At 53.3% G+C, this 23506-nt stretch carries 18 protein-coding genes; 10 read left to right on the plus strand and 8 right to left on the minus strand.

Features of this window, described 5'->3' with window-relative positions:
* The first annotated feature begins 133 nt into the window (after window positions 1-133).
* Entirely contained in the window at window positions 134-796 is a 663-nt protein-coding gene (locus tag NYR02_RS02780; protein WP_260974872.1) for a TetR/AcrR family transcriptional regulator, read from the plus strand.
* A gap of 68 nt (window positions 797-864) precedes the next feature.
* Here NYR02_RS02780 and NYR02_RS02785 read toward each other — a convergent pair whose 3' ends face one another.
* Both NYR02_RS02785 and fliK read right to left on the minus strand, forming a co-directional pair.
* Window positions 865-1179, minus strand: a complete 315-nt coding sequence (locus NYR02_RS02785) for an EscU/YscU/HrcU family type III secretion system export apparatus switch protein (protein WP_260974873.1) — start codon at window positions 1177-1179, stop codon at window positions 865-867.
* An 11-nt stretch (window positions 1180-1190) separates the two neighbouring features.
* Window positions 1191-3158: a flagellar hook-length control protein FliK gene (fliK, locus tag NYR02_RS02790; protein ID WP_260974874.1), complete on the minus strand. Its 1968-nt coding sequence runs from the start codon at window positions 3156-3158 to the stop codon at window positions 1191-1193.
* 114 nt (window positions 3159-3272) lie between these two features.
* Here fliK and ccmA point away from each other — a divergent pair, with 114 nt between their 5' ends.
* From ccmA to ccmI, 9 genes are read left to right on the plus strand one after another with little or no spacing between them, the layout of a single operon-like run.
* Complete coding sequence (gene ccmA, locus NYR02_RS02795) at window positions 3273-3920, plus strand: cytochrome c biogenesis heme-transporting ATPase CcmA (RefSeq protein WP_260974875.1); 648 nt, start codon at window positions 3273-3275, stop codon at window positions 3918-3920.
* Entirely contained in the window at window positions 3917-4585 is a 669-nt protein-coding gene (gene ccmB, locus NYR02_RS02800) for a heme exporter protein CcmB (RefSeq protein ID WP_145469381.1), read from the plus strand. The genes ccmA and ccmB overlap by 4 nt, the downstream gene beginning before the upstream one ends.
* Window positions 4586-4590: 5 nt before the next feature.
* On the plus strand, window positions 4591-5337 hold the full coding sequence (locus tag NYR02_RS02805) for a heme ABC transporter permease (protein WP_260974876.1): 747 nt from the start codon (window positions 4591-4593) through the stop codon (window positions 5335-5337).
* Window positions 5337-5525 (plus strand): heme exporter protein CcmD, encoded by a 189-nt coding sequence (gene ccmD / locus NYR02_RS02810; RefSeq protein WP_260974877.1) that lies wholly within the window; start codon window positions 5337-5339, stop codon window positions 5523-5525. The genes NYR02_RS02805 and ccmD overlap by 1 nt, the downstream gene beginning before the upstream one ends.
* Window positions 5509-5970: a cytochrome c maturation protein CcmE gene (ccmE, locus tag NYR02_RS02815; protein ID WP_260974878.1), complete on the plus strand. Its 462-nt coding sequence runs from the start codon at window positions 5509-5511 to the stop codon at window positions 5968-5970. Before ccmD ends, ccmE begins: the two co-directional genes overlap by 17 nt.
* A gap of 19 nt (window positions 5971-5989) precedes the next feature.
* Entirely contained in the window at window positions 5990-7966 is a 1977-nt protein-coding gene (locus NYR02_RS02820; RefSeq protein ID WP_260974916.1) for a heme lyase CcmF/NrfE family subunit, read from the plus strand.
* Complete coding sequence (locus NYR02_RS02825) at window positions 7963-8478, plus strand: DsbE family thiol:disulfide interchange protein (RefSeq protein ID WP_260974879.1); 516 nt, start codon at window positions 7963-7965, stop codon at window positions 8476-8478. Before NYR02_RS02820 ends, NYR02_RS02825 begins: the two co-directional genes overlap by 4 nt.
* Window positions 8475-8948: a cytochrome c-type biogenesis protein gene (locus NYR02_RS02830; protein WP_260974880.1), complete on the plus strand. Its 474-nt coding sequence runs from the start codon at window positions 8475-8477 to the stop codon at window positions 8946-8948. The genes NYR02_RS02825 and NYR02_RS02830 overlap by 4 nt, the downstream gene beginning before the upstream one ends.
* Entirely contained in the window at window positions 8945-10162 is a 1218-nt protein-coding gene (gene ccmI, locus NYR02_RS02835; RefSeq protein WP_260974881.1) for a c-type cytochrome biogenesis protein CcmI, read from the plus strand. Before NYR02_RS02830 ends, ccmI begins: the two co-directional genes overlap by 4 nt.
* A 135-nt stretch (window positions 10163-10297) precedes the next feature.
* Here ccmI and NYR02_RS02840 read toward each other — a convergent pair whose 3' ends face one another.
* From NYR02_RS02840 to NYR02_RS02865, 6 genes are all read right to left on the minus strand, one after another.
* Window positions 10298-11320, minus strand: a complete 1023-nt coding sequence (locus tag NYR02_RS02840; protein ID WP_260974882.1) for a DUF2804 domain-containing protein — start codon at window positions 11318-11320, stop codon at window positions 10298-10300.
* Between the two features lie 145 nt (window positions 11321-11465).
* Window positions 11466-17339, minus strand: coding sequence for an OmpA family protein (locus tag NYR02_RS02845; RefSeq protein ID WP_260974883.1), 5874 nt, complete (start codon window positions 17337-17339; stop codon window positions 11466-11468).
* 2 nt (window positions 17340-17341) lie between these two features.
* The gene (locus tag NYR02_RS02850; RefSeq protein ID WP_260974884.1) at window positions 17342-18523 is read right to left on the minus strand and encodes a hypothetical protein; all 1182 of its coding nucleotides are present in this window, start codon (window positions 18521-18523) and stop codon (window positions 17342-17344) included.
* 14 nt (window positions 18524-18537) lie between these two features.
* Entirely contained in the window at window positions 18538-18999 is a 462-nt protein-coding gene (locus NYR02_RS02855; RefSeq protein WP_260974885.1) for a hypothetical protein, read from the minus strand.
* Between the two features lie 13 nt (window positions 19000-19012).
* The gene (locus NYR02_RS02860) at window positions 19013-20032 is read right to left on the minus strand and encodes a hypothetical protein (protein WP_260974886.1); all 1020 of its coding nucleotides are present in this window, start codon (window positions 20030-20032) and stop codon (window positions 19013-19015) included.
* 10 nt (window positions 20033-20042) lie between these two features.
* On the minus strand, window positions 20043-23084 hold the full coding sequence (locus tag NYR02_RS02865) for a hypothetical protein (RefSeq protein ID WP_260974887.1): 3042 nt from the start codon (window positions 23082-23084) through the stop codon (window positions 20043-20045).
* Window positions 23085-23506 lie beyond the last annotated feature (422 nt).

Below are 23506 nucleotides of genomic sequence, written 5' to 3' on the forward strand. Positions count from 1 at the left end.
ATTTATTCAACTTTTTACGACTTTGGCCGCTAACAGTCTTGATTTTACAAAAGATCAGACGTTTTATACCCAGTGTAAATATTCAATAAATAATGACATCTGCAAAAGCAGAGAATCTTAAAGGGGTGGGGACATGCCAAAGAAGCCGTTTACAGCGGAAGAGATTGCGGCGCAGCGTGAACGAATTATGGACAGTGCTTCCAGTGTGATGGCCGAGGTCGGCTTTCATCATTTGTCCATGCGTAAGCTGGCATCGCAGCTGGGAATGACCGCGAGCAATATTTACAATTATTTCCCGAATAAAGAGTCTTTATTTATTCATACCCGTCGTCGCGGCTTTGATCTGGCCTTTGCCGATATTAACGAGCAGATGTCGAGCAGCAGCAGCCCCACCGATTCCCTGTATGCCTTTGCCGGTCAGCTGATCGCTTTTGCCCAGCGCTTTCCCGGTTATTACCAGCTGATGTTTCAGCCACCGTTACTGAGCCTGGATGAAACCGAAGCCGTTGATCAGGATATTCAGCTGCAGGTCGGGCGTCTGGTTGAAGAATGGCAGCGTCATCTGTTGTCACTGCTGAGCGACGCGGTGCCATCGCTGGCAGAACGCAGCGAAGCGGCACAGCAGCAACTGGCGCTGTTTTTTATCGCTTCTATTCATGGCTTGATTGATTCTTACCGCTACCGCGCGCTACCGATGCTGTTGGCGGGGGTGGATCTGATTCCGGATGAAGTGGTTCAGGCGCATATCAGCTGGCTGCTGTCGACGCTGGAGCGTCAGTCAGAGCGGGTTTCCTGACGCACGGAAGACCGCTTACATTTGCGATAAAAAACGCCGGACAGTCCGGCGTTTTTTATGTTCCTGGATTAGCTTTTCGGCGTTGTCGTCTTCGCCTGTGGGTTTTCACCCGGTATCTTGCCTTCCAGTGCATAAACAAACGACAGAATTTCGGCTATCACCTGATAGAGCTGCTGCGGAATTTCATCGCCCAGATCCAATTGTCCCAGCCAGCGCATTAACGACGCATTTTCATACACCGGCACCTGATGTTGCAGCGCCAGCTGAATGATGGCCTGGGCCAGTTCGTCCTGTCCTTTGGCGCTGACTTTGGGCGCACTGACACCATCGTAACTGAGCGCAATGGCTGCGCTGGCGTCGAGCAGGGATTGCGGAATGCTCATATCGCGTCTCCTCAGCTATGCACATCCACCAGACTGTGTCTGATGCTGTTGCGGGTGGTTTCCGGCAGTCGGCCATGGCGGGCGCGCAGCTCGCTGACATCGACCCCCATCTGTTGTAAGCGGCTGCGTAATGGCTGCAGGCTGCGTTGCAGTTGTGCCAGTGTGTCCTGTTGCTCTGACCAAAAGGTTGCGGCGACCTGCGGTAATGTCATATCCAGCTCAACGTCGAGCGGGCCGAGCTGCTGCAGCTCAAAATGCAGCTTCAGACGCCAGCGTATGGTCTTTTTCTGTTCGTTGTCGCTGCTGCTGGTTTCTTCTTTTTGCAGTTGCAAACGGATTTCTTTGGGCTGCTGATCATCACGGAAATACAGAGGAATATTCAGGTTACTGTCATTGCCGTTTTGCAGACGTTGGGCCTGATCAACTTCCAATTGAGCCAGTGCGCTGTGCAGTAACCGGAAGCCGTCCGGCAGGTTGTCGCGCAGCGCTGCAGGCAGTGACAAAGGCAGCTCCCGTGGCGCGGAGAATTGGCCATCTTTACCACTGTTCTGGGCAATGATCTGCAGCCAGGCGAGCAGCGCTTTGCCCATAGCGGCTTTGCTGTCGCTGTGCAGAAGGTGCTCAATCTGTTGCAGCAGATTGTGGCTGACCGCTGGGGCAGGGGCTTCTGCGGTTTTTTCCAGCCGCTCGCGCGTGGCCTGCAGGGCAGCTGTTAAGGCATCTGCCGGTGCCGCCGGCGGAGTCTGCGCCGCTGAGTTGTTCAAACGGCTGTCTGCCTGCAGCGCCGTTTGCGGTGTTTGCAGTTGCGCTACCGTCTGAGACAGACCCGTTCTGGCCCAGAGTGAGCGGAACAGTGAGCTGCTGTCGTTGCCAGTGCTGGCTGCTGGTGTTGTTGCTGGTGTTGTTGCTGGTGGTGTTGCTGCGTTTTTACTGCTGAGCGGTGCAGACAGTGCATCCTGCAGCAGCGACATCACTTTGTTCTCGTACATCATGCCGCTGTTGAGAACGCTCTCGCGTAAAGCCGCGGGCTGCTGTAACTGCGGAATCTGCGGCAGATTATTCAGCCATTGCTGTAACGGCATACGCACACTGGCGGGCAGTGATGGCTGTTGCAGCAGCTGCTGCAAGGCATGGGAAGAGCCTGTCTGTGGCGTCAGGTGTTTCCCTGCAGTGGCAGCATGGGTTTGTGCTGCAGTTGCGGCGGTATTGACCGGTGGGCGTCTGGCAGGATTGGTATAGACATTGGAGGCTGGTGCATTCAGGTCGGCAGGCAGAGACTGGCTGGTGGTCGACGGTGGCAGCAGCATTGCTGCCGAGGATGTCAGCAGCGGAATGCGACTGGCCAGAAACTGGCTGAGCAGTGCCGGCAGCGGTGCGGCCTGTTTTGCGTTCAGTATCGCGCTGGCACTGTTCGTCGTGGCGGTTGATATCGGCGGTACGGGGAGCGGTGTTTGCGTACTGGTCGGCAGTGGCTGGTTGTTACTGCCCGGAAGATTGCTGCCTGTTGCTTTGCCGTTGTTTTGCAGGTTGGCCAACAAGGCCGCCGCTGCCTGTTTAATGATGCTGGCGGAGGTATCCGATAGCGAGCCGCTCTGCGGCGGGAGTTTTATATCCGTTACGCTCAGGCGCATCTGGCCGTCTGCATCTTCGCTCAGTTGCAGGGTTAATACGGTATTACGCGGCAATGGGGACTGACTGTTGACCTGCAGGGTTTGAGGTTTGCCGGAGCTGTCCTGGCCTTCGAGGGTCAGACGGTAGCCATCGTCGGTGGCGATGCTGCTGATCACCCGGGCATTAAAATTCTGCGTGGCTGACTGGCGCGTGGCTTCTGCGTTTGTTGCTGTTGTAGTTGCTGCGCTGCTTTGCGTGCTTCGGTCCGGAGAGGCGTCCACAGCCTTGCCCGCGTCCGCCTGAACCTTATTCAGGGCGGCCGCCTTCAGGGTCGCGGATGACAGTAGCGGGACGGATTCGGGCAGCATAACGTTGATATCGGCCAAGGTTTACGCATCTTTACCCATCTTAGTTCGGTGGCTGCCGTCCTGACAGAGGGATTTTGTATATAATGCCGCGGATTTTTGCGAATAAGGTTCATCATGACCGCCACTTCTGGCTCCACCATTATCGATTTGCAGGCCCGGCAGTTGCTGTGTGAACGCGACGACCGGGTGTTATTTGAGCAGCTGGATGTGGCGGTTGGTAATGGCGACTTGTTGCAGCTGGCCGGGCCGAATGGCGCCGGTAAAACCACCTTGTTACGTTTGCTGGCCGGTCTGAATCGCGACTATGAAGGTGAATTGTTGTGGTGTGGCCAGCCTTTGACCGACGATTTTTTCGCTTATGCCTCAAAGCGCTTGTATCAGGGGCATTTGGCGGCTGTAAAAAAAGCACTGACGCCGCTGGAAAACCTGCGCTGGCTGGTCAGCAGCTGGAACGTCAGTGACGATCAGCTGTGGGCGGCACTGGATGAGGTTGAGCTGGGCGGCTATGAAGAAACCGCCTGTCAGCAATTGTCGGCCGGACAACAGCGCCGGGTGGCTCTGGCGCGTTTATGTGTGGCGCCAACCCCATTATGGATTCTTGATGAGCCGTTTACGGCACTCGATAAAGCCGGTGTGCGCTGGCTCGAAGGTTGTCTGCAGCGTCAGGTTGAAAGCGGTGGTGCGGTGATTATTACCAGTCACCACGCACTGGAAAATATCGCCAGTCTGCGTCAGCTGGAACTGGGGAGTACACGCGCATGAGTCTGGTGACGGCAACCATCAAGCGTGATCTGTTACTGGCGGCGCGCAATCCCGGCGAGTGGCTGAATCCGCTGATGTTTTTCTTAATGGTGGCGGCGCTGTTTCCGCTGGCCGTTGATCCGGACCCTAAGTTTTTAAGCAAGATTGCCGGCGGCGTGATCTGGGTGGCCGCGTTGCTGGCAACGTTATTGTCGCTGGATGCTCTGTACAAAGCCGATGTCGAAGATGGCTCGCTGGAGCAATGGCTGGCCTCCGGCGAGTCGTTATATGCCATGTCGCTGGGCAAGGCGCTGGTGCACTGGTGTATCAGTGGTCTGCCGTTAACCCTTATGGCGCCGGTGCTGGGGCTGATGCTGGCATTGCCGGATGACGCCTTCTGGGCGCTGATTCTTAGCCTGGCAGTGGGCACTCCGGTACTCAGTCTGCTCGGTGCCGTCGGTGCGGCACTGACTGCGGGTGTACGCAGCGGTGGCTTGCTGCTCAGTCTGCTGATTCTGCCGCTGTATATTCCGGTTCTGATTTTTGCGGCCAGTGCGGTGTACCATGCAGGCATTGGCATGGCCTGGAACGGCCAGATTGGTTTTCTCGGCGCCATGCTGGCGCTGGCGTTATGTCTGACGCCCTTTGCTTCGGCAGCGGCGTTAAAACTCAACTTATCGCGGTAGTTGTTATGTGGCAGTGGCTTAAACAGCTGTATCACCGTCTGGGTTCACCCAAATGGTTTTATGAAATTACCACCGGCTGGATTCCCTGGCTGGCCGTTCTGTCGGTGGTCGGCACGGTGGTCGGACTGGTGCTGGGCCTGTTGTATGCTCCGGCAGACTATCTGCAGGGCAACAGCTTCCGCATTATTTATATTCATGTACCGGCGGCGATTCTGGCGCAGAGCGCCTTTATGATGATGGCCGTGGCTGGTGCGGTGTATCTGATCTGGCGCATGAAAATGGCAGCCTGGGTGGCAAAAGTCATCGCTCCTGTCGGCGCCAGTTTTTGTCTGATTGCACTGCTGACCGGGGCTATCTGGGGTAAACCAACCTGGGGGACCTGGTGGGTCTGGGATGCACGTTTAACGTCCATGCTGTTGCTGCTGTTTTTGTATTTCGGTGTGATGGCGCTGCAGCAGGCGATGGAATCGGAAGACAGTTCTTACCGTGCCGGTGCCATTCTGTCGCTGGTTGGTCTGGTGAACATTCCCATTATTAAATACTCGGTAGAGTGGTGGAATACGCTGCATCAGCCAGCCACCCTGAAACTGACAGAAAAACCCAGCATGCATCCGGACATGCTGATACCGCTGCTGATTATGATTGTCACCACCTACGTGTTTTTCGCTCTGCTGATCATTCTGCGTACGCGCAATGAAATTTTATGGCACGAACGTAAGCGCAGTTGGGTCAAACAGATTCTGGAGTCCTGATGGAATTCAACAGTGTTGCCGAATTTCTGGCCATGGGTCACCACGGCCTGTACGTCTGGCTGTCTTATGGTCTGACAGCTGTGATTATTGCTTTAAATGTGGCTCAGCCGTTGCTGCGTCGTCGTCGTTTACTGAAAGAGCAGGCCCAGCGTCTGCGCCGGGAGAAAAAGCATGCACCCCAAGCGTAAAAAACGTCTGACTCTGATTCTGTTTATGGTGCTCGGTGTGAGTACTGCCGTTGGCCTGCTGATGTATTCGCTCAGCCAGAATATCAACCTGTTTATGACACCGACCCAGATCGCCAGCGGTGAAGCGCCGGTTGGCCGTACTATCCGCGCTGGTGGTCTGGTGGAGCCGGGCACGGTGGAACGTGATGACAGCGGACTGGGTGTGCGCTTTGTGGTCACTGATGGCCGCTCAGAAGTCACCATTGCGTACGAAGGCATTCTGCCGGATCTGTTCCGCGAGGGGCAGGGCATTGTGGCCATGGGTCAATTGGGTGAAGACGGTGTGTTCGTAGCCTCCGAAGTGCTGGCCAAACACGATGAAAATTATATGCCGCCGGAAGTACAGGATGCGCTGGATCAGGCGCACAAAGATGGTAAGCAGGCGTTAGAAGAGGCGAGATACTGATATGGGTAACCTGTCCGGAATGCTGCCCGAGTTTGGCCAGCTGGCGCTGATTTTTGCTCTGCTCGTTGCTGCGATACAAATTGTGGTGCCGCTGGTCGGCGTGCGCCGTGGTCAGGCCTGGTTGATGGCGTATGCCCGTCCGCTGGCAACCGCGCAGGCGTTGTTTCTGATCATCAGTCTGGTGATTCTCGCCTACTGCTTTGTGGTCGATGATTTTTCGGTGGCTTATGTCGCCAAAAACTCCAATACCGCGTTACCGACAGCTTTTAAGATCAGTGCCGTCTGGGGCGCGCATGAAGGCTCTCTGTTGTTATGGGTCACCATGCTGGGATGTTGGGGCCTGGCGGTTTCCTGGTTCAGTAAATCCCTGCCACTGGAAATGGTGGCGCGGGTATTGTCTACTATGGGGATGGTGTCGGTGGGCTTTATTCTGTTCACCCTGGAAACCTCCAATCCGTTTGAGCGCAGCTTGCCAAGCATGCCGCAGGAAGGTGCCGACCTGAATCCGCTGCTGCAGGATTTTGGTCTGATCGTTCACCCGCCAACGCTGTATATGGGTTACGTCGGCTTGTCCGTGGTGTTTGCCTTTGCGCTGGCGGCGCTGATGGGCGGACGCCTGGATGCGGCCTGGGCGCGTTGGTCACGTCCGTGGACCATGGCGGCCTGGATTTTTCTGACTCTCGGCATTGCGCTCGGCAGCTGGTGGGCTTATTACGAACTTGGCTGGGGCGGCTGGTGGTTCTGGGATCCGGTTGAGAATGCGTCATTAATGCCGTGGCTGGTAGCGACTGCACTGCTGCACTCGCTGGCGGTGACCGAAAAACGTGGCCTGTTTAAAAGCTGGACGGTATTGCTTGCGATTTTTGCTTTCTCGCTGAGTTTGTTAGGTACATTCCTGGTACGTTCCGGCGTACTGACCTCGGTGCATGCCTTTGCCTCTGACCCTGAACGCGGAGTGTTTATTCTCGCGCTGCTGGGTATATGCGTTGGCGGCTCTTTACTGTTGTACGCCATTAAAGCGCCAACGGTAGCGTCGGTTGGCCGCTATGAGTGGGTATCGCGTGAAAGCTTCCTGCTGCTCAATAACCTGCTGTTGCTGGTCGCGGCCTTTGCCATTCTGCTGGGGACTTTGTATCCGCTGATTATCGACTTTATGGGCATGGGCAAACTGTCGGTCGGTGCTTCCTGGTTTAACTTTATGTTTGTACCGATCAGTGTCGTGCTGGGACTGGTGATTGCACTGGGTGCCATGGCGCGCTGGAAAGCCGATGATCTGAAACGTCTGGGCAGCGAAACCATTGCCGCAATGGTCGCAGCAGTCTTGCTTGGTTTTGCCATGCCACTGCTGATGAACGGTGAAATGAACTGGAAAGTGCTGCTGGGCTTGGGCGTCAGTTTCTGGCTGATTGGTGCCACGCTGTTGGATGTCTGGAAAAAAGCCCGTGGTCGCTTAAGCCGTATTCCGCAGTTGGGCATGAGTTATCAGGGCATGGTGCTGGCGCACCTTGGCGTGGCAGTAACCATTATTGGCGTGACCATGGTGGCGAATTACAGCACCGAAGTGTCGGTACGCATGGCCAAGGGCGATTCGGAAATGCTTGGCGATTATCGCTTTGAATTTGTCGATGCCGGTCATGTCGAAGGGCCGAACTATGTATCCGATGCGATCCGTTTCCGCGTCTATGACGGTGAGCGTGAAATTGCGCTGTTGCAGCCGGAAAAACGCCGCTACAACGCCAGTGGTTCGATCATGACGGAAGCCGCTATCGATGTATCTTTGTTCCGTGATTTGTATGTGTCGATGGGTGAGCCTCTGGCTGATGGTGCCTGGGGCATGCGTTTGCAGGTAAAACCTTTTATGCGCTGGGTATGGCTGGGTGCCATTTTTATGTCGGTGGGTGGTCTGCTGGCCATGCTGGATAAGCGCTACCGCCAGCGTAAAAATGCGCCGGTGAATAACGCCCGCGGCAATACTGCGACCGAGGTGACGGTATGAATCGCGCGTTTTTGTTTATACCGCTGATCGGTTTTATCGCTATGGGTATTCTGTTCTGGATTGGTTTGGGACAGGAAGATAAAACGGCGTTGCCGTCGCCATTAATTGGTAAGCCGTTTCCGACCTTTATCCTTAATACTGTGGAGTCCGGCGAAAGCACCAATCATTTACCGCAAGAAGCGGTATTGGTTAACGTCTGGGCGACCTGGTGTCCAACCTGTAAAGCCGAGCATGCTTTTTTAAACGAGCTGGCAAAAGACGGCGTTAAAATCGTTGGCATTAATTACAAAGATGATGATTTTAAAGCCCGTCAATGGCTGCAGGCTTACGGCAATCCTTATCTGTTTAATATCGCCGATCCGGACGGCAAATTAGGTCTGGAGCTCGGCGTGTATGGCGCACCGGAAACCTTTCTGGTCGACAGTAAAGGGATTATCCGCGCCAAACATATCGGTGATCTGAATCCTGCAGTATGGGCCAAACTGCAGCCGGAATTTGAGGCGATGCAATGAAGCACTTTTTTCTGAAACTCTGCCTGTTGTTACCGCTATTGTTACCGCTATCGGCGCTGGCAACCGTCGATGGCTATAAATATCCCTTTGACGATCCTAAGGATGCCGCCCGCTTTGAACAACTGGCACAGGATTTACGCTGTCCTAAATGCCAGAACCAGAATCTGGCCGACTCCAATGCCCCGGTTGCTGTCGATCTGCGCGATAAAGTGTATGAGCTGATGCAGGAAGGCCAGAGCGATGAAGAAATTGTTGGCTATCTGGTTGACCGCTACGGTGACTTCGTACGCTATAACCCGCCGTTTCGCGCAGAAACCGTTTTGTTATGGTTCGGTCCGGCACTGGTATTCGTATTCGGTCTGTTGCTGTTAGTGCTGATCCGCCGCGGTCAGAAACAACCTCCGGCACCGTTAAATGCAGACGAGCAGGCGCGTTTGCAGGCATTAAAAAATAAGGCGAAATCTTCATGATCTGGGCACTGTTATTACTGAGTCTGTTGTTGCTGATGTTTTTACTGGTGCCGGTATGGCACCGGGATAAAGCCGATGACCTTTATCAGAGTGAAGAAAATTTACGTCTGTATCAGGAGCGCACCGACGAACTGGCTGCCAGTGATCTGGATGAAGAACAAAAGCAGGCACTGCAGCTGGAACTGGATCGCGAATTTCTGGCCGCGAACAGTGGCGTTGCCACTGGGCAGAAAAATGCCTCAGTACGCTACCGTTGGCCGGTCGCCGCTGGTCTGTTTGTTGTGTCGGTGGGAGCCACCGTGTTGTTGTATCAGCAGTGGGGAGCCGCCAATGAATTACGTGCGACCGAGCTGTTGGAAAAAGCCAGTCAGGTTGAGCTGACGCAGCCGGAACGCAACGAATTAATCGAACGCCTGGCGGTTGCCGGAGATAAACAGCCGGACAATATTGAGTGGAATTATCTGCGTGGTCGCCTGCTTAATGCCAATGGTGATTTTGCACAGGCCGCTGATGTGTTCGCCGATATTCTGGTGGTCTTGCCGCAGGAAGCCACGGCCGATCGTGCCGCGACTATGACGTTATTGGCGCAGGCGCGCTTTTTTGCCGCCGATCAGAAAGCCGATGACAGCATGTATCAGCTGTTAAAGGATGCGCTGGAGCTGACACCGGGCAATCGCCAGGCGCTGGGCATGGCCGGTATGCTCGCGTTTGAATTAAAAGATTATCAGGGCGCGATTAATTACTGGCGTCAGCTGTGGTTGGGCATGGGGGACTCACCGGAAGCGCAGATGTTAGCGCAGGGCATTTTGCGTGCGGTTGAGCATGTACGCGAGCAGGGCGGTGAGGTCGATTTAAGCTGGATGAAACGCACCGAAATTAAAGTGCTGGTGGATCTTTCTCCTGCGGCGAAAGCCGCTGTTGATCCGGCGGATACCGTGTTTGTATTGGCACGTGCCCTCAGCGGCCCGCCCATGCCATTGGCGGTACAGAAGCTTACCGTGGCGCAGTTACCACTGGTGATTACGCTGAGTGACGCACAGGCGATGGCTCCGGGGATGAATCTCAGCAGTCACGAGCAAGTCACGTTGGTGGCGCGTATTTCTAAATCCGGTCAGCCGATGCCGCAGAGTGGTGACTGGCAGATTGAGCAATCGCCGGTCAGCAATCATGAAGAAAATCTGATTAAACTGACCATCAGTGAGTTGCTGCCTTAAGTAAAAGGCACAAAAAAACCGGGCATTGCCCGGTTTTTTTTTTGGAAAAAATCTGACGACAGTCAATTCCTGAGCAAGCTGTGCTGAGTACGCAGACATCTGCCGGAATCAACGTTGTATCCGGCAATCTTTAACCTACCAGCGGGCGTAGTGGTCTTCGACCAGACCCCAGGCGCCTTCCAGGTGAATACTTTCGTCCGGCAGATGAATATCGCCGTGGTACTGGCCAAAGTACTGATTAAAATTGGACGCAATAATCAATGCATTGGTTTTTTCCTGACGGCGGCCTTTGGGTTCAAAGTGCAGATCAATGCTGCCATCGGCGGAGCGCAGTGCCCAGGAATGATCGGGGTGATAGCGGTCAAAGCGAAAATCGACCATGTCGACTTTGATCATTTTTCCGTCCAGCCAAATGGCATTTTCGCTGAAACCGGTTTCATTCACCCCGGCCGCCAGGTTAAAGCCCAGACGGCGGCCATCGCCTAACAGGCATGACAGGCTGCCCCAGTTCCAGAAGGTTTCATGGCGCATAAATCCGCCGGTCCAATCGACACCCGCCAGAGCACCAATGGCCTGTAAATCGTATTTTTTACCGGCCCACTCGACTTCTCCGTTACACACCTGAGCGGTGCTTTTCTGGGTGAAGACCCAGCCCTGATAACCGGCACGGGTGCAAATAGCCAGCGGATTGTAGGAGGTGCTCTCGTCGATGGTGGCATCAATGCGCACGCCTTTGGCCAATGTCACCGACACTTTGCGCACACCCGGTGTGCGACTGGCTTTGATACTGAATGTATTACCGCCTTTGCGGAATTCGGCATTGCCGTCATTTGGGCGCGGTTCGATGTGGGTATTCATCCCCAGCGGTTGCAGAAAACTGAATTCCTCAAAGGCTTCGGTTTCCGGATCGTATAAATACAGAAAAGCGTTGCTCACCAGTTTCAGATCGACAATGGCGAGTCCGACAATTAATTGCGGGCTGATAAAACTGACAAACTGAAACTGATTAAAGCCAAAACGTTTGGCCAGAGCACTGCGCTTACGGTCCATGGGCGAGCGCAGATCATAGTCGAGGTAGTTCAGCTCGGTAACGCCATCAGGGAAAATGCCAAATGCTGGTTGGCCCTGAGCGTTGATCAGTTGGTCGCGGGATGTCATGCCAATTCCTTATCCGTTTTTTGTTATCAAGCAACCGGATAAAACGCCGGCACTTTTATTTGAGAATGATGGCGTATTGTCAGGGGAAGCGGCGGCGGCGTCCAGCCCGCTAGCGGGCTGGATGAGGGCAAAGGCAGCGTTGTGATCAATAAAAGGCAGCGCGCAGAGTTGCGAGGGTTTCCTGATCGGCTTTGAAGCGCATTTTCAGGTACACGCCTTTGGCGGTGAAGTTGGCAGCGGAGAAATCGGTATCGATAAAGCCGGTAAAGTTATAACCCAGTCCGAGCCAGACGTTGGTCTGCGGAATCCAGCCGACCGACAGGCCGGTACCGTGTGCCGTCTGGCCGGCTTCGTAGCTGTGCAGACGACGGCCATGAGCGCCGATATCCCAGGTCGGATTCAGGTGATGACGCCATTCTGCGGCCATAAAGTCAGTAGTCGAGGCATAATCATCGCTGTTGTACTGATCGAGCACGCGCTTGATACCGTACTGTGCCGCCAGTTGGTTGGCTGGTGTGAACAGCCAGTTGCCATGCACATTATTGATCAGTTTGCGTGAACGGCTTGGCGTGCCTTCGCCGCCTTCAGCCTGCTGTACCCAGCGGGTTTGCCAGAGCAGGGCGTAAGGGTGGCGGCGCGGACGGATGGCCAGATCGAAGCTCGCTTCGAGCTGGTTGCTGTAACTACTGCTGCCGTCTTCTTTGAAGTAGTTCAGGCTGCCACCGGTGGCCAGTGCATCGTTCAATGGATGGTACAGACTGGTACGTGCCACCCACTTATCGCTGCTGCTGCCATCACGGTATTCCATACGGTTATTCCATTGCCACAGGCTGGTGCGGTACGACATACCGGCATGGGTGGCGTGGAAATCTTCGGTGCTGTCCGAGGTTTCGCCTGGCGCGTTGGCTTCCAGGTTACGTGCCTGATCAAAGCCGAGGCTAACGCTCCAGGCGTCGGTGATGGCAATTTCCTGCGTCAGGCCAGACACGGCAAACAGACGGTAGGCATCATCCTGCTCAACCTGTTCGATGCTTTGTTGAGCTTTCGCGCCGCTCCATGGGGTGGCGCGCATGCCGACGACACTGCGTTCCGGCGCAGCGGATTCAAACCCGGTTTCATGTTCGGCGAACAGGCTGAGGTCATTGGTCAGACGGTAGTCGGCACCAAGACGCAGTTGATCGTAAGCATCACTGCGTGCGCTGGCATTGGCCAGCAACATGCTGTTTAACGTCAGGCGATCGTTCAGTACACGGGTGCTGAAGCCAGCAGTTAACTGGTCGGTATACTGGTCTTCTGTTTCGTTTTCTTCCTGCGCGGTGAGCAGGCCGAAGGAGAGCTGCTGGTCGTTATCGAGACGGTGCACCCAATCGAGTTGTGTCTGATATTTATCGAAACCGGTGCTCAGTTGTTGATGGTGGAAGCCTTCCAGTTGCAGACGGTCGCGGTCGCTGAGGTAGTAGCTGCCCTGTATGCCTTCTTTGCGGTAGTCATTCTCACCCTGTGCGGTCTGATCCATCCCGAAGTTTTCGTCCTGGCTGCGCACATAAGCGGTGGCCTGGAGTTGTTCGGTGCGGTGGGTCACTTCCAGCAGGTGAGCATTGGCCGTCGCGGAAGCTGAATTAACCACTTCTTCGCTCTGGGCTATTTCGGCTTTGATTTCGGTATCGCCCAGGGTAATGCGTGCATCAGCAGCGGTCAGGTTACGGTCATCGCCAGCCTGATTCTGAGTAATCGCAGTAACCCCGGCTTTCAGTCGCTCATCCAGCAGTTTGATTCCGGCACGACCGCCGCTGATATAACCCAGTTTGCCATCGGCTTCGACTTCGTATTCGACAACAATATAGCGCGGATTAAAGTTTTCATCGGTGCTGCTGACCGGCCCTTTGAAGTACAGGGTGCCATCCTGGTAATCAATGACATAGTCGGCGTCGCGGCTCATTTCTTCGCTGCTGATGATGACTTCGCTGCGGAAACGGTTGCGGGTTTCAATGCGGATTTTTTCACTGTTCAGCACAATGTTCTTATTGCGCAGACGATACAGACCGGAGGTGCCGTCGCCCTGAATTTCATCACGGACAAAGCCGTTGCTGGTCTGGCTGGTAAAGGCTGACAGCTCAACCACATCACCATGGTACACCGCCTGTGCACCGGTCAGCTTACGGCTGTAACGGCCCAGAGTGCTGTTGTTCAGATCGGTGTTGATATCACCGAACATGGCGTAGAAGCGTTCACGCTCCAGACGTACGTAAAGTTTACGGGCCGAGCTGGCGTCCAGTTGTTGCTGGCTGGCGTCGCCATACAGGGTGTAGTAACGGTCGGGCTCAATTACGCTGGCAAAGGCTTCGGCTTCCGGTTTGCCGGAGTCATAGGCGGCGGTCAGTAACCACTCACCCAGTATCTGACCCTGCGTGAAGAAGGCCAGGCGACCATCGTGATAGATATTGTCATCAACACCGGCTGCTGCACGGCTGTTATGGTCACCATTGCCACTGTTATAACCGACGGAAAGATCGCCCAGACCGACCAGAATCCAGTCACGCGGAGCAGGTTTCAGCCACACACGCAGCTCATCTTTCTGGCCATTGGCGTGGCGGAAGGTCAGCACCGCTTCACCGGCCTGGTTGGTAGGGGTCAGGCGGATCAGTGCTACACCGTTATCACCCACACGGTACTGTGGCTGCTGAATATTACCCAGCGGGTTACCTTCAATCTGACGCGATTCATCGTACAGGGTATAAGGCGCCTGGACTTCAACATCGCCAAGAATATTGGCGCGGATCGGGAAGCCGTCTTTATCGGTCAGACGCACAGCGATCGTGGCCGGAGTCAGACCATCAGCCACGGCATTGCTCTGGCTTTCTACCAGTTCTGCTTTGGCGGGTTCCTGAGCGTACTGAACTGTGCGCTCAAACTGATCAACGATATCGCCGTCTTTATTGATGACAAACACACTGAAGCGGTTAGGGCCGGGCTGAATATCCACACCGCGCCAGACACTGACGGCCAGATCGCGCTTGCTGTTACGTGTAGTACCGTCAAAGTTCAGCGGGCTGACGGGTTGGTCATCCAGCAATAATTTAATGCGTTCACCGGCACCGTGGGAGATGGCAATTTTTACCGAGCCAATCGACGGGCTGCGATCCAGCGGTGGCCACAGCCACTGCGCCTGATCTGCGGCGGTGTTAAACCAATGTTCGTCAAATTCCGGCATTGGCTGTTCAGCCACCAGAGCAGCCGGATTACCGGCGGCGGTCGCTGGCAGATTGCGGATAAAGCCGGGCAGGCTGGCTTGTACGGAAGCAATTTGCATATCGCTCTCAATGGTCGCCAGACGTATATCCGGATCACCGCTGAGTACTTTGACTTCCACGCGGCGGTTTAATGCGCGGCCATCACGGCTGGCATTACTGGCCACCGGCACCGAAGAACCTTTACCCACGGCACGGATATTCTGTGGCTCAACGCCCAGCTGTTCGGCCAGATAACGGGCCACGGACGATGCACGGGCTTCTGACAGCGCCTGGTTATCGGCATAAATATGTTTATTCCGGCGGGCAATCGGCGTGCTGTCGGTATGACCAACCACTTGCACCGTTAAATTACGCAGGCCTGTCAGACGGTCGATTACGTTTTTCAGGTTGGATTTATCTTCCAGCGTTAAAACATCAGAGAAATTATCGAATTTCGGCGGATTAATCGGTTTTACCTGGCCATCATCCGGCGGCAGTTGCAGTACGGCGGTGGTACTGGCTGGTTTAATCTGTTGCTTGGGCTGACCTTCGGCCTGGAAGCGGGTAATGGCGCGCGTGGTTAATTCACCGCTGTCGGCTTTATCGCTGACGATGGCCGAAAATTGCAGCTGGTGTGACCAGTCGGCCGGTTTGTCGCCGAGTTTATAGATCAGGGTGCCATAAGAAATCTGCGGATCTTCCCACGGGACATTATCCAGTACGCTGCTGCCTGGCTCATAGATCACACCGTCGGGCAGGGCGATCATCTGCACCACATTATTGACTTCCAGGCCGTTACCTTCGATGTCGACGGTGAAGCGCAGTTTTTCCGGTACCGGCGAGTTGTAAGGCAGTTGGCCATTTTGCATAGCCGCCAGTGGCACCAGCTGATGACTCAAACGCTGACGAATTTCACCGCTTTCCGGGGTTTTCATTTTCAGTGCAAAATCAACGCGCCAGAAACTGCCGCCCTGTACATCAACAAACTGGCTGAAGGCACGGCCGGCATGGAAACCGCGCTCATCACAGCTGACCACTTCCATATAAGGAGGAATGGTGGCGGTATCCAGCTGGACCACGTGGGTGCCCGGTCGGACATTTTCGATATGCCATTCACCATTGGCATCGGTAACGACATAGGTGCCGTCTTCCATAAACAGACGCACGTTGGAGACGGATTCGGCATCAAGGTTACCGTTACAGTCGTCGAGATAGACGCGGCCAAATAAACGCGCGCTGTCTTTAAAGAATTCGTCGGCAATCTGTACCTGAGCCTGAGCGATGTTACTACTTACATCGTCATCAACTAACCAGGCTTTGTTCATTAATTTACCTTGTGCCTGAGCAGTAATCTGCGTGACGTAGGTCAGCAGCAGCGAACCGTTAGCGGCAATATCGGGCAGGGCAAAGGTCAGTTGGCGCCCGTTACTGCTGATTACCGGGTCGGCTATCTTTTCATCATTCAAACGAACAGAGCCATGACGCAGACGCATTCCCTGTGGTAACTGGTCTACAAGACTGCCGCCTTTTACGGCAACCTGTGCGTTGTTCAGGCGAATGGTGAACTGTACAAAATCTCCGATGCCGGCTTCATTTTTACTGGCGGTTTTGCTCAGTAATACACCACCTTCGAGCGGGTCGGCGGCGATATCGGAAATAAATACCCGACCGCCCGTGAGGCTGAATACTTCACCACGGGAAATGGTATTTAACTCGTATGGACCATTCGGCACATTATTCAGATCGTCACTGCTCAGCTCCGATGGCACACGGTATTTCGCCGGCGCTTCAAATTGCAGCTGGTAATTACCGGCCGGCACATAAGGGAAACGGAAGCTGCCATCCGGGAAGCTGTTGGCATCACTGGCCAGGGCCGCTGTACCGATAGTCTGAGCAGACACTTTAGGGCCGGTAACAACACTGGCTGGCCATGGGGTAACGCCATCGTCATCAAATACGCTGGCCGCCAGACCTGTATCGGCATTAATCAGAGTGACGGTAACACCATTAACCGGTGCGCCTGTTTGTGAGTCAAATACACGGCTGTATGGGTCAAAGCGGGTATTCAGGGTTACGGTGTCGGTACTGTCGGCACTGTCCTGATAACGAGCCGTGACGGTCTGGCCATATTTCAGCGATAACGCACAATCGTAATTCGTGGCGCTGGCATCGGTTAAGCGGGTCGGTAAAACACCGACAAATATGCCAGTATTGTCGCCGGTTTCGGTTAAACGTAAATGTTCAATATCGCTGCCGTTGCTGTTGCGGACATCGATTTCAATCTGGTCGGGGCGGGCTGAATTCAGATTTTTATCCAGCTCCACCACCTGAATAATTAAAGGCTCACCAATTTTAAAACCGTATTCGACGGCATTCAGCTGATAGCTGCCAGGCAAAGACTGCGCATTGCCGGATAAATCGGTAAAAGTGGTTAATGCAGAAAAATTACCACTGCTGTCGGCACATTCACTGCCATTAATGGCGGTACCTGAGGCAGACGATCCAGCGTTGTGCAATAACAGCATTTCGGCTGGCGTCGGAGCGACAGAAGCCGGGTTAATTTCTTCGGTGATCAGTGTTGCAGAGCTGCTGACACTGTCGGTTAGACCATTGCTGCGTTCAAAAGAAGCAACGGCGGTATTGGTAACAGGGGTATTGGCCGGGGTGACCGCGGCCAATACCTGCTGACTGAGCAGCAAACAGCCGGCAAATGCCAGACAGCCGCGAACGGCGGTCTGACGACCGCTGTTCAACAGTTGAGTGCGAATGCGTTGCAGGCTGTTCAGCATGATCAGTCGACCGTAACAGTGAAGGTGATTGAGCTGGTATATTTCGCCGGGAAGGTGGTGTAGGTCGCTTTAATTACACCGCCGTCGTTGAATGGCAAGGTTTCCGGATCCTTGTAGGTCAACGCCGCATCAATATCGTCACGCACTACTGTTTTAGGGGCAAAACATTCGAAATCAATGTTGTCGCAAAAAGTCGTGTTGGCCGGGATGGCATCGGCAATATTAACGTCAGTAGCGTTCTCTCTGCCCAGGTTGGTCAGGTGAATGGTGTACTGAACCGTAGCGCCAGGGATGGCTTTTGGCTTCGTCTCTCCGTTAATCGGATCCCAGATTACTTTGGATTCTTTAAGGAAACCATTCTTGTTTGGATTGGTAGGATCAGTCGGATCTGTGACTTCGAAATCCGGGAACGCCAGCAACAGGGCATCCCATGCAGATTCGATGGCATCGCCAATTGCAGATTCGTCATCACCTGCCTGAGCGTCATCAGCAAAAACAAACTGAACGGCATCGGTATCGGCATCAGCTTTATTATCAACAACATCAACAGGGTCGGTTTCGCCAACAACAGTCACTTCGCTTGCGGTTGCTGTTAACTGTACGGCGAATACATCTTTATCCACACCTTTGATTTCACTGGTTGGAATCAGAACCCAGACCAGTGCAGTGGTGTTGCTGGCATTTCCGTCTTCGTTCAACGCGATACTGCCAGTCAGTTCGGTTGCCGGAACGGTAGCGCCAGCAGCGCTGCTGTACAGCTTAAAGGTGCTGCTTACCGGATCTTTGGTATCTTTCAGCGAGGTATAATCTGTACCGGTAAAACCCAATGTTGCAGCATCGGTGCCGTCACCATTAATTGTGGCCAGAGTGAACGTGGTTGGCGCGTTAGTGGTGTTGGCCAGATTAAATTTACCCATCACGTAGTATTTGCTGCCAGCAACATCAACTTCTGTTGATGCATTTGGCGCTGCAATATCAGTACGAGCCAGGTTAAAGTCGATTTTTACGTCGACCTGCAGTTTTTTCTCAGCTTCTACCTGAGTCTGCGCAACGCCATTCACTTTATAGTTAAGGGCTGCAGTATTTACGATTTCAATACCGGCTTTTGTCGCCGCCTGAGCCCCGAAACTTACGAGGCCGGCAACGGACATAACAGCAGGCAGAATCAGTTTTTGTATGTTCATACAGATTCTCCGGGTTATTTAATACGAACTTTAAATTCAACTTTACCGCTGGCTCCGGCCTCGACCGGCTGAGTCAGCTGCCAACGGATGTTGCTGTAGTCTTCCGTTTTTGCTGCACGGGTAGCGCCCTGTGCAGTGACGGTCAGTTCGCTGGCTTTGCCAAAGTTCTGACCACCATCAACGGAATAGGTAATGGTGCTGTTGGCACCGGTTGCACTGTTGGCGATGTAAACCGTTTCGGCAGGAACCGGGTTATTGATTACAACGCCTTCAGCGGCTTCCTTGCCGTTATTGTTGTAAGAAATGCGGTAACCGACTTTATCGCCGGGTACTACTTTCTCAGGTGTTTGCCACTCTTCCACAACACTGCCGTCGGCCTGTTGCACCGGAACGATTTTAAAAGCCTCGGTGGTCAGGCTGACTTCGGCCATTGCCAGAGTAGGAAGAAAAGCAAATGCGAGCAGAAGAGTGCGCATAAATACCTCGTTATTAATCGATGGTGGCGGTGAACTGAATGGTGTAATCACCGGCGGCTGCCTGATTACCCAAAACAAAGGTCACACGACCGTTGCTGCCAGCGTTGGCGTCATAACGACCAGCATCTGCATCGGCTGCAGAATCAGTGTTGGCTGAGGCGTTGGTGGTTGTCAGCACAGTACCGGCCAGATTGCTGTTTGCCAGCAGCAGGGAACCGGCGTCGTAGGTCAGGTTTAATGGCAGGTCATCGACAATGCGCAGGTTATTCACGGCGGCGGTTACCTGAACCAGAATCTGGTAAGTCACAACACTGCCTGGCACTTTTACGCTGCCCAGGGTTGGGTGTTCGGTCGACAGAATACTTTTAGTAATAACCACCAGACCAGCGGTTGCGGTTACTTTATAGCTGCTGGCTTTAATCGCGCCGCCAGCATTATTAGCCAGTACTGCATCGGTACCGCCATCGCCCTGGCCTGCCAGAATGTCGCCCTGATTACCGGCTGCGGCACCTGGGGTCGCAGAGGTCACGTTGAATTCGATATTGGCAACATCGTCGATACTTTGCGCAACCGGAATATCAACCACGACAAAGACTTTGGTGGCCTGTTCCGGAGTCAGGTTAATTTGTGTGACTTCGGTTTCAGTGCCCTGAAAACCGGGTACGCCGTCATCCAGATAAATTTTGACGTTGGTAACATCGAACGCGTCGCCGGTACCGTTACTGACGGTAAGGTCGAAGGTTTCATCACCGTTACCGGTGTTTTTGATGGTGTATTCAATAACCTGAGCAGTGCTGCCAGCCTGAACTTCCAGAGCATTGGTGGTGCTGCTGGTTACTGCAACGTCGATTTTTTCCTGCACAACAAACGCCGTAGTACTGCTGACGGTCAGCTGTGAGGTTGCATCAGACGGTGCGTAGTAGGTAGCCGTTGCCGTGTTTTCAATCTGGGTGCCGACAGAGGTTGCCGCCCAGCCACTTGCCGAGGCAAGCATACCTGCGAGAAGCAGGGACGTACGTTTAATGGTCTGCATGGAATGCTCCTTATTGGACCTTTACTTTGTAGCGAAACTTGAATTCCGGCTGGCTGCTGCCAGACGCGGGGTTTAACGTGCCTTTCGGCATAAAACGGATATAGGTGACATTGGCGTCATAGCCTTCGGCATCGGGTTGTGGAACGTAGCCGTAAGTAATGCCATCGCTGCTGTCGTTATCGTTGGAGAAATCGAGATCGTCATTAGCCGCAGCTAATGATGCAAAGCTGTAGGTGAGGCCGCTGTTAGTAGCTCCCTGAATGAATTCCGCCGGGCCTGCGCCATTAAAATCGGCGACATAAAGGCTGGTGGTGGCAGCAATTTGTTCGTCAATAACCAGAGTGTCAGCATCGGTCTGGCCTTCACCCTGATTTAACGCAGTCAGGGTATAAATAATTTCTGCACCCGGAATGGCTTTGGGGTTAGTGCTGCCATTAACCGGATCAGAAATAACTTCAGCGTTTTTCGTCAGATTTAATTGCGGGAAGAGCAGAATCGGATAGCTCAGATCTTTACTGCTGAATACGAGATTTTCATAGCCTTCTTCCGCTCTGATGCTGGCTTTCCAGTTACCCGCGGAGGCATCTGTTGCCATTGTGATGCTGTATTCATAAACCTTAACGGCATTGCTGGCAGCAACAGGCGTTAAGGTGGTGTTATTAAGTAACTGATTGCCACTTGGGTCGAATAAACTCAATGTCGCAGCGGTAATATCGTCAGCACCGAAAGGGTCGGATACTTCGCCGCGAATATAAATTGCCTGCCCACGTTGAGCGGCATTGAGAGTGTTACCACCAGGGTATGGCGCGTCATAAAGTGCAACGCTATCAACATTAATAACCGTGTTGGAGGTCAGTGCGACCTGACTGTTGTTGCCGTTACGGCGCAGGAACAGGTCGACAGGATCTGAGTATTGGCTGCCAGACTGGCGGATGCTGATCTGCAAAATATCACCATTTAATAATGGTTCTGCATTTTGCACGCTAAGGTCGGTATTAAATTCCCGGATAACTTCCAGTCCGCTGTTATTGCTGGCGGTCAGCAGTTCGGCGGTCAGCGTCCGACTGGCCAGCAGTATGTCTGTACCGGAGCGTCTGGCTGACAGGCGGATATCAAAGGTATGGTTATAGGCACTGTTATCACCACCGTCGTAACCATTGCGGGCATAAAAACGGAATGGAATACCCTGACTGTAATTCAGCAACATATCCGTTTGCAGCGCAGGGGTTAACTGCCAGTTAATTGTGCTGTTATTGGTAATCTCGATTGCGGAGCTGCTGTCCGTCGTTGCTACCCGGGTCAGGGTGAGGTTTGGCTGTAAATAGAGAGGCTTATTGCCTTCGATGCTGAGAGCACTGTTAACCGTGATTACGGGTGACGTCAGAGACAGATTCAGTTTAGCTCCGCTGAGGATTGCAGTGTTGGTAAAGCTGTCACTATCCTGAGCACCGGAAGACAAGACGCCATCAATCGTCAGAATGCGTGACTCACCGGCTGGTATTGTCAACGCAGAAAGACTGACTACGCCGCGGCCGAAATTTCCGGCAGGTGCTGCTTGTGTTGTTAATTGCGCACCGACAGGGTGACTGAAAACCTGAAAGCTGCTGATCAGTGAAGGGATATGATCTGTCAGTGTCATATTGCTCACTACAGCAGCGCCACTGTTTGTGATTTCAATTTCAAAGCGCAGCGTATCGCCCGGACGAACCTGACCACCATTCAGATCCAACACCCGTTTAACTGAAGTACTGAGGTCCGGATCAACAATGGAGAGAGTAATCTTCTGACTGTTATTACTCATGCGGTGATCGAAGGTATTGCTGCTGGTACTGATTGACAGACTTTCGCTGTTAAGAGTGGTTGCAGTCGTGGACAGAGTAACTGACAGATCACCGTACTGATTACTGGCCAGATTGCTGAGCTGACAAATAACCGCATTGCTCTGCGATGAACACAGCCAGTTGTTGCCAGAGAACGACGACAGGCTAAGGCCGTCAGCCAGAGGAATTTCAACCTGAACTGCATTGGCTGAACGGGGACCATTATTGGTGACACGGAGTGCCAGCACGGCATTATCACCACGTTGTACTGTTGCCGGATTGTTCACCGTGAGGCTGAGATCGGCGACATCGCGATTCGGAATACTGATAATTTCTGCGCTCAGATAGACGCGATCCTGACCACTGGTATAGACCGATGTAACGGACTGAGAGCCGGCCGTAAGGTAGTTGCCGATATTGTAAATATCTACGTCGACACCGGAGGTGCTGCTGGCGGTCGAGTTGGAATAGGAGTTGAACTGATTCCCCTGAGGGTTACCGCTGCCGCTTAATACAGAGCCGTTGAAGCGCAGGTTTTCTGAGTTGGAAATATCAGCATCGCCTTCCCAGGTAATGTGCGCGTGTTTGCCACCCAGTGCTGCCGGATTATCGGCTACAACGAAGTTATTTGGGGTAAGGGTAATCGAGTTGTTCCAGAAATTACGGAAACCATCAAAAATATTCACTACCCGCAGAGGCTCCTGCGCGTTTTCATACACAATCACCAGAGCCCAGCCACCGTAAGCCCGACCACCATTGCAGTAAGAATTACTGCGATCGAAGGTGAGCCTGGAGACGCTGTAGTTGGCGTTCCCAGAGCTGACACGATTGGTTACGTCTGCCCGTGCACTGTAATAACTAAGGTTGTCGATATTCTCGTTGTAAATCACGTCGGCGCTGATGTCTGAACCAGCGAAACGAACCTCGTTGTCGTTACTGCCCGAACCTGACCAGTACAGATATGCGGCAACGACGCTGCTGCCGGAGGGAATGCTGATGTCTGCACTGGAGCTGTTGAGTTGAGAGCAGCCATTATTACCGCCACGCATGGTATTACCGGTCAGGGCAAACGACAGATTGCCGGCGTAGCTTTCGCGCAGCACAATATTTTCGGCGGCAAGCGGAGAGGAGGAAATGAGTACCAGAACGAAGACGAGCGTAATCCCTTCCAGTCGGAAGAACAGGACAGGGTTATCAATAATCTTAGTGTGAAACGTAATCCGTTCGTTCAAGCCAAAATCCGTACTCGGGTGCCAAAAATCAGGCGTTAGTAAATTCGCGTAACGGCGGCATTCTAGGTAGGGCGTAAGTTTGAGTCAATTTGCTGTCAGAGACTGAGAGAGATATTAAAGTGTGATGTAACACGCTGTTTTTATGGAATTATTTTTGTTTACTTAAAAAGTGACGTTTTTCCTCACATTCAATTAGTTTCTTGGAAAGAATCTTAAAAAAACACCCGTCATAACTGTCGATTATGAGGTGAATGTGACGAAAAGTGTCAAGTGAAGCTTTTTTCAGAAAAATCGTAACCATATGTAACCTGTTGAGTATTTTTGTGACATTGATATAACTATTGATATGCATCAGTTAACACTTGCGGTGTTGGTGCCATGAAAATGACAAAAATACGGCCATTCTTAATGTTACAATGATA

It is taken from the genome of Thalassolituus pacificus, from assembly GCF_025318105.1.
GTDB lineage: Bacteria > Pseudomonadota > Gammaproteobacteria > Pseudomonadales > Oceanobacteraceae > Venatoribacter > Venatoribacter pacificus.